Below are 15,180 nucleotides of genomic sequence, written 5' to 3' on the forward strand. Positions count from 1 at the left end.
TTCTTAAAGTTTAAATTCTATTTTTTTTCCTTTATAAGTCAACACTTTTTTAGTTCCGTCTGGCAGCACAATGGTAAAAGTTCTTTCAGATAACATGCCTTTATATTGTCCTCTTCGGTTAGAAAGAGTTAATTTTTTCTGCTTGTCGTTATAGCTGAAATCAATTTCTGTGTAGGCCCCTTTTTCATAATTATAATTATCAAATTCATCTTCATAAAGTGTAAAGAAACCATCCTTTCCTGGATATACTTTTATTTGAAGATTGTCCCATTTTTTTTCCTCAGCAAACTGCACTTGAGGTCCCATTGGAAGTATAGCGCCTTCCTTTACAAACAGCGGTATCATGTCAAGCGTTGTTTTTCTGGTAATCTCTTGACCGCCTTGCAGTTTTTCGTTTGTCCAGAAATCATACCAGCCGCTTCCAGCAGGAAGATAAACGGTTCTTGATTTTTCTATTGTAAAATCTATATTCTGCTTTTGATTCTGGCCTTCTTTTATTTTTTCGGGTGTATATTGAGCCTCAACCACTGGCGCAACCAAAATAGATTTTCCAAACATAAATTCATCTTTAATATCCCAGCTTTTAGAATCAGCCACAAAATCCATAAATAATGCCCTCATAAAACTAGAATCTTTATGAGTTACTTCCCATGATGTCGAATAAATGTACGGCAACAACGAATAGCGTAGATTTATAAATTTCTCAATTGCATCGTATACCGGTTCCCCTTTATGACCAAAGTTATAGATCTCGCGAGGTATATCTGTACCATGAGAACGCATCATCGGGTTAAAAGCACCAAATTGCAGCCAACGAACATAAAGCTCACGAAACAACGGACTATCTGCTCCAGAAACTTCTCCTTTTTGATTGTAAACTCCAGCAAAAAAACCTCCAATATCTGAATTCCAATTCGGCATACCGGTAAGGGTAAAATTAAGTCCCGCCGGAATCTGGGCACGCAGGTTTTGCCAACTAGACTCAACGTCACCCGTCCATGTATTGGCACCATAACGCTGTTGGCCAGCAAAAGCAGATCTTGTCAATATGAAAACTCGCTTGTCTGAAGTCTCCTTTCGCTGATGATCGTAAACTCCACCTACAGTCATCAAAGGATAAGCATTTCGCACCTTTCTAAAAGTTCCCAAATAGGTTTTGGTATCATAATCTTCTGGCTTTACCCAAAGATGATCAGGCTCTGTAGAATCCATCCACCAGCCGTCAATTCCTTTTGCAAAAAGGCCTTCGCTTGCATACTTCCAATAAATGTCTCTGGCCTTTGGGTTATAAGCGTCATAAACACGCACTCCAGAAGGATAATCTTTTTTGGGCGGAAAAATTTCGCTGCCAGATTCGGGCCAAGTCAGAAAATCAAACAGCATTCCGTTATTATTCAACTCATTATAAGGCTTGGTTTTTGGTCCAAACGAAGACCAGATCGAAATAATCAGATGAGCATTCAGTCCATGAATTTCATCCACCATTTTTTGAGGCTCCGAAAATTCAGGATTAAGAAACTCCATTGCATTCCATAAATAATTATTTCCCCAATACTGCCAGTCTTGGATTATTCCGTCTAGAGGCACTCCCAGTTCACGGTATTTTTTTACCACGCCAACTATTTCGTTTTGGCTTTTATAACGTTCCTTACTTTGCCAAAAACCATACGTCCAAAGCGGAAACATTGGAGCACTTCCTGTAAGCTTTCTCATTTGCGAAACCACTCCATCGGCATTTTTACCGTACATAAAATAGTAATCTACTCCATCACCCACATTAGATTCAAATGAAGTTCCGTTGGCACTGTCTTTAAACTCTGTTGGAGCATAATTATCCCAAAAAAGTCCATATCCTTTTACCGACTGGAAAAAAGTTACAGCATCTTCTGTATTTCCTTGTTCCAAACGATAATTTTGATTTCTTTGGTTTAAATCTCCTCTCTGGTGCTGTCCTAATCCATATATAGGTTCGTTTTTGTCTAAATCAAATGCCTGATATACGGTATAAGAATCCGTATCGGTATCTTTTACAGGTTTAAATTTTGTTCCCTGTTTTTTCTCACGAAGTAAAGTTTGATCTGAACTTGCAAATGAGATTTCTCCTGTTGGGAATTGCACCGTAACATTAAGACGTTCGGATTTTAAAACCAATTGGTTATCTTGACTTTTTACTGTAAAAGGAGTAGCTGACGGCTTCATGATTACCGAAAGGCTTTCTTTAGAATAAACTCCCGCCGCGGGATATTTTATAACTCTTACAATCGAAGGACTGTAAAACTGAATTTCTATTGTATTTCCATCTGCTTCGGTTTTTATTCCAAGACTTGTTTTCTCATACTTCTGCCCGTAGCTAATCACACAGAAAAGCAAAGGACAAATTAATTGGTAGATAAATTTCATTTTGATAGTTTGATAGTTAATAGTATTATAGTTTTATTTTTTTGGTTTGTATATTATGAAAAGCAGGAGCCTAAGATTTTTTTCTGATGTAGCAATTCAAAAAAAGGGGCATATGATCTTCGAAAAAGCCTTTTAATATATGCCTCGAAATTTTGCAGATGCTAATGTACTCTTTAGTCGGCAGGTGTAAAAAAAATGATACATTTTGACCTGTCATAAAATACATTCCATTCCCCTCACGGTCTTCAATAAGCATAATGATACATAAGAGCCTGTCAAATAACACATTTATATCCCATATGCTCTTTCATTAAAGGATATTTTTACACCCTGACACAATCGATTTAGCAATAGGGTTCTAATAAGCTTTTGCAGTCTAAAAATACAGATTGCTAATAGCTTTACAGAAATTCAAATTTCAGCTCCATCAGTTTCCTATGCTTATAAGTCGAGAAATCACAAAACTGCTAATTATCATATAAACCATTCGTAACCAAAAAACATGAAAAAAAACACAATAGCCTTAGGTCTTTTGGCTGGATTACTCTTGGCATCATGTGCTGTTAAAAATTACACCAAAACAAATGACGGTGTTTTAATAGACCTAAACCCAAGCACAGAAAACCAATTGCGCACACTGCGTCTTCAGGTTTTAGGCAATGATCTGATACATGTTGCCGCAACAGCCCAAGAATTTCAAAAAGATTCCAGTCTGATTATTGTTCCCAATCAGCAAACTGTTCCATTTCACATTAATCAATCAAAAGATTCCATCAAACTTTCAACCAAAACGCTGAATGTCATGGTTTCGGCAAAAGACGGTGGAATCAAATTTAAAGATAAAAACGGAAAAATACTGTTGGCTGAAAAAGCAGGCGGCGGCAGAACTTTTCTTCCTATACAAGCAGATCAGACAAAAGGCTATACCGTACGCCAGATATTTGAGTCGCCTCAAGACGAAGCTTTTTACGGACTAGGACAGCATCAGTCGGATGAATTTAATTATAAGGATAAAAGCGAAGAACTTTTCCAATACAATACCAAGGTATCAGTACCATTTGTCGTATCAAATAAAAATTACGGACTTTTGTGGGACAGCTATTCTTTAAGCCGATTTGGAGACAGCCGCCCTTACGAGCAATTAAATCAGGTTTTCAAATTATTTGGAAAAAATGGCGAACCAGGTTTCTTAACCGGAACTTACAGCACACCTGAAAAGAAAAATGCCCCGCTGATTCGCGAAGAAAAATCCATTTTTTTTGAGGATGTAAAAAGCATCAAAAACCTGCCAACAGAACTTCCTTTAAAAAATGCCAATGTTACTTATGAAGGAGAAATTGAAGCGCCGCAGGACGGAGAATATAAATTTATATTGTACTATTCTGGCTATGTAAAAGTCTATTTAGACAATCAATTAGTGGTTGCCGAGCGATGGAGAACCGCTTGGAACCCGAATAGCTACAAATTCTCTATGAATCTGAAAGCGAACAAACGCACTGCTTTAAGGATAGAATGGAGACCAGACGGTTCAACCTCTTACTGTGGATTAAGAGTGAGAACGCCACAATTGGCTGAGGAAAAAAACAGCCAAGTCTGGTGGAGCGAAATGAACAAAAAAATTGATTATTATTTTGTTCATGGCAATTCTACGGACAGCATAATTAAAGGATACCGAACCCTAACTGGAAAATCTCAAATTATGCCTAGATGGGCAATGGGTTATTGGCAGAGTCGCGAACGATACAAAACCCAAGATGAAATCTTAAGCAATTTAAAAGAATTTAGAACACGCCAGATTCCAATTGATAATATCGTATTGGACTGGAATTATTGGGAAGATGATAAATGGGGAAGCCATAAGTTTGATCCTGCCCGTTTTCCAAATCCAAAGGCTATGACCGACTCGATTCATTCGATGAATGCCAAAATGATGATTTCGGTATGGCCTAAATTTTACAAAACTACAGAGCACTTTAAAGAATTTGACCAAAAAGGATGGATGTATCAGCAAGCCATTAAAGATAATGTTCGTGACTGGGTTGGTCCTGGTTATGTAGGGTCATTCTATGATGCTTATGCAAGCGGTGCTCGTAAACTATTTTGGAAACAGATCTACGAAAATTTATATCCTATAGGGGTGGATGCTTGGTGGATGGATGCCAGCGAACCAAACGTGTTGGACTGTACAGATATAGAGTATCGTAAAAAATTGCAAGGACCAACCGCTTTAGGACCTTCAACTGAATATTTCAATACTTATGCCCTAATGAATGCGGAAGCAATCTACGATGGACAAAGAGCCGTAGATTCTAATAAACGTGTGTTTCTTTTAACAAGATCAGGCTTTGCAGGATTGCAGCGCTATTCAACAGCAACATGGAGTGGCGATATTGCGACGAGATGGGAAGATTTGAAAGCGCAGATTTCGGCAGGTCTTAACTTTGCCGCAAGCGGTATTCCGTACTGGACGATGGATATTGGAGGATTTTGTGTTGAAGACCGCTATGTGAGCGCACAGCAACAGTACGACAAAAATGGAAATGAAAACTCTGACAGTAAAGAATGGCGTGAATTAAATGCACGTTGGCATCAGTTTGGAGCTTTTGCTCCGCTATACCGATCTCACGGACAATTTCCTTATCGCGAACCTTGGAATATTGCTCCCGAAGGTCATCCAGCATACGAGTCTATTGTATATTATGACCGCCTTCGCTACAGATTAATGCCATATATCTACACAATGGCAGGTATGACGCACTTTAATGACTACACCATTATGCGTCCGTTGATGATGGATTTTCAAAACGATAAAAATGTCGTTAACATCAGCAACCAATTTATGTTTGGCTCTTCTTTTATGGTTTGCCCTGTTTACCAATATGGAGCACGAAAAAGAGAAGTATACCTTCCTGCTGGCACAAACTGGTATGATTTCTATACGGGTAAGCAGCTCTTAGGCGGACAAACTTTACAGGCAGATGCTCCTTATGGACGTCTTCCGCTCTTTATTCCTGAAGGCGCTATAGTTCCTGTTGGTCCTGAAATCCAGTACACCGATCAGAAACCTGCTGATAATGTAGTGCTATATGTTTATAAAGGTCGCGATGGCCATTTTACTTTGTATGAAGATGAAGGGGTTAACTACAACTATGAAAAAGGCCATTACAGTGCGATAAGCTTCGATTACAATCAAAAAAAGGAAACTTTAACCATTGGCGAGCGTAAAGGAGATTTTAAAGGCATGCTAAAAGACCGAAAATTTAAAATCGTCGTTGTCGATCCATCCAATCCAAAAGCATTCCTTTCTGATGCTTCTGGAAAAGAAATCGATTATAAAGGAGCGCTTCAAGTCATAAAAATTTAATCTCTTAAAACAATCACATTCAGCATCTGCATTTAGGACAACCTTGATGCAGGTCTTGATGTTATTTAAAAAAAATAGATCCATGAAATTAAAAAAATATATCATTTGTTTATTGCTGCTGGCTTCAGCAGGCGTAATGGCTCAGAAATCTCCTGTTTTCTTTCCTAAAGAAAATCTGATGGTAATGGGAATTTATTATTATCCAGAACACTGGAATAAAAAAGATTGGGAAAGAGATATCAGCAATATTTCTAAGACTGGTTTTGAGTTTATTCACATAGCAGAATTTGCGTGGATAGACATGGAACCCGAAGAAGGACTTTACAAATTTGAATGGCTTGACGAAGTAATCAATCTGGCTGGAAAATACAAATTGAAAGTTATTTTAGGCACACCTACAGCAATTTCACCCGTTTGGATGGGCATTAAATATCCTGAAATCTATCTGATGGACAGCCATTATCAGAGAGCTGAGCACGGAACAAGAGCACAGCAGTCTTTGAGCAATCCGGTATGGAGAAATTTTTCTAAAAACATCATTAGTAAATTGGCAGCGCGCTACGGCCATAATCCAAATGTAATTGGATGGCAGCTCGACAACGAGCCAGAAGCCAAAGAAGATTACAGCCCTTCTTCTCAAGATGCTTTCCGCAAATGGTTAGAGAATAAATACCGTACGATAAGCGCTTTAAATACGGCATGGGGAGCTGCTTTCTGGAGTCAGACCTACAGCAGTTTTGACCAAGTTAAAATTCCAAATGCAGATCATGTTGGGTGGTGGGGAATCAATCCGCATGCCTTGCTGGACTTTAAGCGATATACTGCTGATACGCAGGCCGATTTTTTAGACTTTCAGGCAGACATTATCAGACCTTTAATTGCTAAAAATCAGTTTGTAACAACAAATTATACCGCTACTACTCCATCAGCAGATCCTAGAAGAACAAAAAAACTCGATTTTAACTCTTTTACCAGCTATCCTAACAAAGGAGTTTCTAATATTGGAGACAAAGGTTTCCGTCTTGGCGATCCTCAAGAACTTTCTTTTGCTTTGAGCTTCTTTAAAACCAGAGATAATATTTCAGGAATTATGGAGCTTCAGCCTGGTTTTGTCAACTGGGGAAATGTTAATCCTCTGCTTCAGCCTGGCGTAGTGCGCATGTGGCTTTATCATTGTATGGCCGAAGGCATGTCTTTTGCCTGCTCTTATCGTTACCGTCAGATCAATTACGGTGCAGAGCAGTACCACAGCGGTATTACAAAACTTGATGGAACTACTCTATCGCAAGGAGGAAAAGATTACCAGCAGACGATGCAGGAAATGAAATTATTAAGAAAGGCTTATAATTCGAAGGCAGAAATGCCTAAAGAAATAAAGGCTCGAAGAACTGCTTTGTTATGGAATTATGACAATTCTTGGAGTATGGGCCGTCAAGCGCAAACAAGCCAATGGAATACCCTGTCTTTTTTTCAAAAATATCTTGAAATCGTAAAATCATACGGAGTTCCAGCAGAAATAATTTATGAAAACGAACCATTAGATTCTTATGCGGTTGTGGTTGCTCCTGCTTACGAAATAGCCGATGAGAAACTTATTGCCAAATGGACAGAGTATGTAAAACAAGGCGGGCATTTAGTCTTAACCGTGCGTACGGCTGTTAAGGACAAAAATGGCCATTTATTCCAGGCAGGATGGGGCGCTCCGATTTATCCTTTAATCGATGCCAAAATTGAAGACTTTGACCATCTTCTGCCTTATGCAAAAGGAACTATCCAAGGTTTCGGAAAAGAGTATTACTGGAACAACTGGGCAGATTTAGTAAAAGCCAATAAACCTGAAAATGTCCTTGCTAAGTATACCAACCAATTTTACGCAGGCACGGCAGCTGTGGTGACCAACAAAATAGGAAAAGGAACCGTTACTTATATTGGCACCGATACAGACGATGGCCAACTTGAAAAAGGAGTCCTGCAGCAGGTGTATAATCAGGCTGGAATCGCTGTTGAGCATTATCCTAAAGGAGTATACGTTAGCTGGCGCGATGGATTCTGGATCGCAGTCAATTATTCTTCAGAAGATTACCAGATCGAAAAAATATCCAATACTGCAAATATTTTAATTGGCGGTAAAACTGTACCGCCAGGAGGCGTAACCGTTTGGCAGCAATAAAAATGACTTTTTTCTAAACAACCATAATTCTTACAGAAGCCTGCAGCTCCTGTTGCAGGTTTCAACACTGACTAACTATAAATCTAAACCAATCAAAATGAAAAAAAATCTAATCGCTTTGCTTTTTGCTTTGAGTTTGTGTGCAAATGCAAATGTAAAAATGCCGTTGCTTTTTAGCGACGGAATGGTTTTACAGCGCAATAAACCCATTTCTGTTTGGGGCTGGGCCAATTCTGGAGAAAAAATTGAAGTCACTTTTAATAAACAGACTCAGAAAACTAAAGCGGACAAAAATGGAAAATGGCTTTTGTACCTGAAACCTGAAAAAGCAGGCGGTCCTTTTAAAATGACCATTAAAGGAAACAACAGCATTACTATTGAGAACGTCCTAGTCGGAGAAGTCTGGGTATGCAGCGGACAGTCAAATATGGAATGGCCAGTTGCTCAGGCACAAAATGCCAATTATGAAATCAGTCAGGCAGATAATCCTTGGATAAGACAATTTTTAGTAGACAAAGATTTAAACTCGACACCTAAAGAGGAACTCAAAGCTGGAAGCTGGAAAGAAAGCAGTAAAAAAAATACAGGAGCCTTTACAGCAGTAGGCTATTTTTTCGCCAAAAAAGTATACAATGAATTAAAAATCCCAATCGGGATAATAAACTCTTCCTGGGGAGGCACTTGCGTGGAAACATGGACTAGCAGGGAAGCTTTTGAAAAAAGTCCTGAATTTAGCAGTATGATTGCCGATCTTCCAAAAATCCCAATGGATTCATTACTGAAAAATAAACTGGCTACACTGAAAGTACAGATTGAAAATCTTCAAGGATATAAAATCACTTCAAACTCAGAAAGCCAATACAAAACAACAAACTTTGATGATAGTTCTTGGCCAGAAATGCACGTGCCACAATTGTGGAACCAGCAATTGGGCAGTTTAGACGGTACAGTCTGGATGCGTAAATCTTTTATGATTTCAAAAGAAGATGCTGTTAAAGAGGCTTTACTGGAGCTTGGCAAAATAGACGATGAAGATCTTTCTTATGTAAATGGAATTGAAGTGGGAAAGAATACCCAATGGGACAAAAAAAGAATATACAAAGTACCTGCCGGAACGCTTAAAGAAGGCCTTAACACTATTGAAGTGCGAGTAACGGATTATAGTGGCGGAGGAGGAATTTTTGGCGATGAGGCTGATTTAAAATTAACTGTAGGCAGTACCATTGTGCCACTTGCAGGAAAATGGAAATTTCAGGTTACAGAAATCAGAACAGACTTGTCTCCAAACAGCTATCCTGCCCTTCTTTACAATGCCATGATCAATCCTTTGATTCCCTATGCTATTGAAGGAGTTTTATGGTATCAGGGAGAGGCAAATGCTACACGCGCCGAACAATATAAAAAAGCTTTTCCGTTATTGATTAGCGATTGGAGAAACAAATGGCATCAAGGAGATTTTCCTTTCTTTTTTGTGCAGTTATCTTCTTTTAATGAGTTTGGAGGAAACAGCAAAACTGGCAGCTATTGGGCAGAGTTAAGAGAGGCTCAGAATTTCACCCTTCACAATGTTGCCAATACTGGTATGTGTGTTACAGCAGATATTGGAGATCCGAAAGATATTCATCCAAAAAACAAACAAGATGTAGGATACAGACTTGCTGCCATTGCCTTGAATAAAGTATATGAAAAAGGAAATGTTTTCAGCGGACCAGCATACAAATCTATGGAAACAAAAGGCAATCAGATTCTCTTAACATTTGACAATGCCCAAAGCGGTTTAATGGTTCATGATAAATACCAATATGTAAAAGGATTTGAAATTGCAGGATCTGATCATGTTTTTCATTATGCCAAAGCTCAAATAAAAGGCAGTCAGCTTTTAGTATGGAGCGATCAGGTTCAAAATCCAGAAGCAGTTCGCTACGGTTGGGCCGACGATGCTAGTGACTGTAATCTGTACAATGCTGAAAATTTCCCTGCTGTTCCTTTTCGAACAGACGACTGGAATAGCATCACAAAAGGCATTAAATACAGCTTTGAAAAATAATTAAGCCTATTACAATTTCAAATGTCCATATCGATTCTAAAAGAAATAGAATCGATATGGATTGGAATAGTGGCTGTAATTTAGATAAAAACAGCCCTTCTTATACTGCAACTTCAGATAAATGATTAATTTAGACCGAATGAAAAAGCATAAAGTCCTCTTATTGTTTCTTACTCTTTTTGGAATACTTTCTTTCCAAAGTATTCTTGCGCAGTCCAATTATATTTTTCACCAGTTAAAAACCAGCGAAGGGTTCTCAAGCACCAATGTCAAGACATTTCTAAGGGACAGTTATGGTTTTTTATGGATTGGCACTGAAACTGGACTTAATCGATATGATGGTTACGAATTCAAAGTTTACACGACCAACTCTAAAAAGCCCAATAGCTTAATTTCCAATGATATTTTAGGTCTCCAAGAAGACGGCTTGGGCAATATATGGGTCAATTTCGGACATGATAATGCGATATATAACAGAGATAAGGACTGCTTTATTACAGACATCACTTCTTTTTTAAATAAGTTGCACATTCGCGCAGATAGCAACTGTAAAATTTATGTGGATAAGAAAAAGAATTTATGGGTTTTTAATAAGAAAAACATCTTTTTCTACGATATAAAAAAAAGGCATACTTCCGTCTTTACTGGCGTAAACATTGAAAACCCTTTTTTTGCTAGCGTAACAGATAATGGCGAGTCTGTATATTGCATTGAAAATTCTCAAAAATGCTGGCAGTTAAACAGTACTACAGGTCATATTAAAAACATTAAACTCCCAGTTTCCACCAGAAAAAATGGAACTGATGAATGGCATATCGTTTTTCTGGACAGCAACAACGGATTATGGACTTATTTTAACAATAGTCCAAATGAAGTTTTCTATCGCGATGATCAGACGAAAAAATGGAGCTCTATAACATTAAAATCTAGTGTAGACAGCGATATTAATTTCGTTAGCAGCATTATCGAAAATAAGCCAGGCGAAATATGGATTGGAACAGATCATAAAGGGCTTTTTATTTTTGACAAATCAAAAAACAACATAACAAACTGTGTTCAAACCCCAAACAAAGACAATTCCCTGCCATCCAACAATATCACTTACCTATATCGCGACAACGATAGGACTATCTGGATTGGGCACAGCAAAAAAGGGCTTTCTTTTTTTAATGAAAGTTTTAAAAACTTTATCAATTTCAAACATCCTGAATGCTCTGATATTAGCACCATAATGGAGGATCACAATGAAGATCTCTGGATTGCAACAGATGGAAAGGGACTTTTTAAAAAAGATAAAAAAACAGGAAACACTTCTCGAATTCCATTTCCTAAAGCTGCAATTACCTCTTTATTGGAAGATCGCAAAAACCGCATTTGGATCGGAACTTATCAAAATGGACTGTTTTGCTGGCAAAATGGTGTTATAAGCCAATATACCACGAAAAACAGCAAACTAAGCAACAACAATGTCTGGAACCTAAAACAGGATCGCTATGGCAATATCTGGATAGGATCTATGGGAGGAAAAATACAGCAGCTTCCGGCAGATGCCACTAGTTTTGATTCTGTGATTTCTGTATTTGAAGATCAAGTTTTTGCACTCGACATGTTTTACGATTCAGGCGATGAGCTTCTGCTGGGTACAGGTTACGGACTCTTCAATATTGATATCACCAACAATAAAAATGTCATCTCATATGGCAATAAAAAAGGAACGCAAAAATTCAAACATTTTCAGATTTCTACGGTCTACAAAGACAAACACAATATTTTGTGGATTGCTCATAATGATGGCCTTAATGTTTGGGATCCAAAAAAAGATACCATTTACTACTTCAACAAGTCAAATGGCCTTTGCGACAATTCTGTCAGCGCGATACTGGAAGACAATCGCAATAACATCTGGGTTACAACTCCCAATGGGCTTTCTATTTTAACTGTCAGTTATGATGCAAATGATAATTTATCCATAAGCAGTAAAAACTATTCGGTTAAGGATGGGTTGATGGATAATTATTTCAACAAACACTCTATACTGCAATTAAGAAACGGTGATATTTTGCTTGGCAATCTGGACGGATATACCATAATCAATCCTAACAAACTGCTAAAAGAAAACAAGCCGGTTTCAAAAATTATTTTTACAGGACTAACTCTTGGAAATCAGACTATAGAAGTAGATTCTATCTATAATGGGCATAAATTGTTACAGCATTCGACAGAACTGCTTTCCAAGCTTACTTTAAGGCACGATGACAGGCTTATTACTCTTAAGTTTACGAGTACAGATTTATTAAATGCTGATAAAGTCAAGTATTTTTACAAGATTGAAGGGTTTAATTCAGAATGGATTCCTATTCAGGACAATAAAATTGTAATTTCTGCTTTGCCAGCTGGCAATTATAAGCTTTTGGTAAAAGCCTATGATAATGCTTCTGGATGGAACGATAATATCAAAGTATTAGCGTTAAATGTATTGCCTCCTTTTTATCTAACCGTATGGGCGTATCTTTTTTATGGGCTCACAATCGCGGGCATTATATGGTATACCGTACGCAGATCAAAAATTCGCCATCATTTAAAATTAGAAGAACAGCGCGAGAAAATGAATCGCGAGAAAGAATGGCAGATTAACGAAATGAAGCTGAACTTTTTCACCAACATAAGCCATGATCTCAGGACTCCCCTAACCCTTATCATAACACCTCTGCAAGTGCTGCTGAATGATGCTATGGATGAGGTGATGCGAAAGAAAATAAACGTTATCCATAAAAATGCACAGCAGCTTCTTTCCTTAATCAATTCTCTGCTAGATTTTCGCAAATTAGATGCAGGAATCGTTAGCTTAAACTTAAAGGCATCCGAATTTGTAAGTTTTGCCGAAGATATCTGCAGTTCGTTTAATGTTTATGCTACGGAACGCCACATTCAATTGTCTTTTGAAAGCGAAATAGACAGTCTGCTTATGGAATTTGATAAGGATAAGATTCAAAAAACACTTACCAATCTGCTTTCGAATGCTTTTAAATATACTCCCGATGGAGGAAAAATTCAGGTAGAAATTAGCCGTGATGCTACTCAGGTCTGCGTCAAAGTTCGCGACACGGGTTCGGGAATCAGCGATAACGATAAACCGCTTGTATTTGAGAGATTTTATCAAGGAGAACAAAGTCAAAATGAAACCGGCAGCGGTCTTGGATTGCATATTGCAAATGAATACATACATCTTCATGGAGGTACTATAACCATTGAAGATAATATTCCGCATGGGTGTATATTTACCTTTAAGATCCCAATTAGAAAAAGCTCTGAAAAGAATTTGATGCTTAGTCCTGCTACGATTGATATTCCAAACATTGAAGAGGAAAAAACAGAAAGTCCTACTGAACAAGTGGTTCTTTTTGTAGATGACAATAAAGACTTGTGCGAATTTATAGAAGACAACCTAAAAGATGACTTTACAGTACTTACGGCCCATAATGGCCAAGAGGCTATCGAACTTTTGCAAAAACACAATATTACGGTTATTGTAAGTGATGTAATGATGCCTGTTATGGATGGAATTGAGCTTTGCAAATTGGTCAAAACCAATATCTACTGGTCCCATATTCCTGTAATTCTCCTCACAGCACGCACTGCTGAAGAATATCATATTGACGGATTAAAGTACGGAGCAGATGATTATATCACCAAACCTTTTAATATTCATATTCTCAAACTTCGAATTAATAAATTTATCGAATGGACGAAAAAAAGCCATGCTGCGTTTAAACAAAAAATAGACGTTAATCCGCAGGAGATTACCATTACCTCTCTAGATGAAATTTTTATCGAAAAAGCGATAAAAGCCGTAGAGCAGCATATCAGCGATACGGAATTTTCTGTAGAAAATCTAGGAGATATTTTAGGCTTAAGCCGAGGACATCTGTACAAAAAACTGATGTTCATAACGGGTAAAGGGCCTGCAGAATTCATTCGAACCATACGTTTGAAAAGAGGACGCCAGCTTCTGGACAAAAGCCAGCTGCAGGTTTCACAGATAGCCTACGAAGTTGGATTTAATTCGCCTAAAAGATTTTCAAAATATTTCCGTGAAGAGTTCGGTTTATCTCCTTCTGAGTATTTAAAACTTCACAAAAAACTATAAAAACAACGCAATAAAAAAGCAGCCTTTAATCATCATTAAAGCTGCTTTTTTTATTTTTAGACCTATATTCGTTTTATTTAAAAGTGTTTCAAAAAACGACTATAAACTGCTTAAAAGAATTTTTATTTGAAAATATGCTGCGAGAAAAGATACAGATTGTTGGCCCATTCTACATCATCGTGCGCATTGCCATCTACATGCCACACATGAGGCACTTGATTGGTCTTTAAGCAGCCATGAATGCGCTGGCTCACATTAAAAAGCCAATCTTTATTCCCACAAGAAACCCACAATACTTTAAGATCTTTTCTTGCTGCTTTTACGTCAGGCACAAGTTTAAGAGTAGAAAGTCCTCCTACTTCATTTGTATTAGGAGCTGAAGAAAAGCCACCTACAAAAGCAAAAGTATCGATATGGGAAAGGCCAATATTCAAAGATTGCCCGCCTCCCATAGATAAACCTGCTAGAGCTCGCTGCTCTCGATTGCGGTATACGGCATAATTTGATTCGATATACGGAATGATGTCCATCAGCAGATCTTTTTCAAAAGATACTCCATAACTTTTATATCCAATTTCTTTCTCTTTCTCTTGGTCAGGAGTCGGATTTTCAACAGTCATGCTTGAGTTGCAGTTGGGAAAAACCACCACCATTGGCTTGATTTTCCCGTCACGGATTAAATTATCTATAACGTCCTGCGCACGAATCCAATCTGTCCATTGTCCTTTATCTGAATTAAGGCCATGGAGCAAATAAAGCACTGGGTATTTTTTATCAGATGTATAGCCTGCAGGAGTGTAGACTGTCATTTCGCGACGTGTGCCCAATGTTTTAGAATTGTACTGAACTACTGTCAGTTTTCCAGAAGCCAATTCCGCATGCTTGTCTCTAAATCCTTGTGGCGGATCTGGAAATACTGGTTTATCGTCGGCATTAAATACTATGGGCTGTAGGTTTAATTTTTTATCTGTAGTATTCTCTGTTTGGGAGTGTCCTATAGACCAACAGACCAAAGCTAACATCGTAATTAATCTCGTTTTATTTTTCATAAT

At 37.9% G+C, this 15,180-nt stretch carries 6 protein-coding genes; 4 read left to right on the top strand and 2 right to left on the bottom strand.

Features of this window, described 5'->3' with window-relative positions:
* Positions 1 to 3 precede the first annotated feature (3 nt).
* A complete protein-coding gene (locus tag J7574_RS10050) occupies positions 4 to 2,400 on the bottom strand; it encodes a glycoside hydrolase family 31 protein (protein WP_290967591.1) in 2,397 nt (798 codons plus the stop codon).
* A gap of 502 nt (positions 2,401 to 2,902) precedes the next feature.
* On the opposite strand from J7574_RS10050, the gene J7574_RS10055 reads away from it, so the two are divergent.
* The 4 genes from J7574_RS10055 to J7574_RS10070 all read left to right on the top strand — a co-directional run bounded on the left by J7574_RS10055 (position 2,903) and on the right by J7574_RS10070 (position 14,128).
* Entirely contained in the window at positions 2,903 to 5,764 is a 2,862-nt protein-coding gene (locus J7574_RS10055; protein ID WP_290967592.1) for a TIM-barrel domain-containing protein, read from the top strand.
* Positions 5,765 to 5,846: 82 nt separating this feature from the next.
* A complete protein-coding gene (locus J7574_RS10060) occupies positions 5,847 to 7,934 on the top strand; it encodes a beta-galactosidase (RefSeq protein ID WP_290967593.1) in 2,088 nt (695 codons plus the stop codon).
* 97 nt (positions 7,935 to 8,031) lie between these two features.
* Positions 8,032 to 9,981 (top strand): sialate O-acetylesterase, encoded by a 1,950-nt coding sequence (locus J7574_RS10065; RefSeq protein WP_290967594.1) that lies wholly within the window; start codon positions 8,032 to 8,034, stop codon positions 9,979 to 9,981.
* 139 nt (positions 9,982 to 10,120) lie between these two features.
* A complete protein-coding gene (locus J7574_RS10070; RefSeq protein WP_290967595.1) occupies positions 10,121 to 14,128 on the top strand; it encodes a two-component regulator propeller domain-containing protein in 4,008 nt (1,335 codons plus the stop codon).
* 122 nt (positions 14,129 to 14,250) lie between these two features.
* Here the strand turns inward: J7574_RS10070 and J7574_RS10075 are convergent, their stop codons facing one another.
* On the bottom strand, positions 14,251 to 15,177 hold the full coding sequence (locus J7574_RS10075; protein ID WP_290967597.1) for an alpha/beta hydrolase-fold protein: 927 nt from the start codon (positions 15,175 to 15,177) through the stop codon (positions 14,251 to 14,253).
* Between the last annotated feature and the right edge of the window lie 3 nt (positions 15,178 to 15,180).

Origin of the sequence: Flavobacterium sp. (genome assembly GCF_017744675.1) — a bacterium.
Taxonomy (GTDB): Bacteria; Bacteroidota; Bacteroidia; order Flavobacteriales; family Flavobacteriaceae; genus Flavobacterium.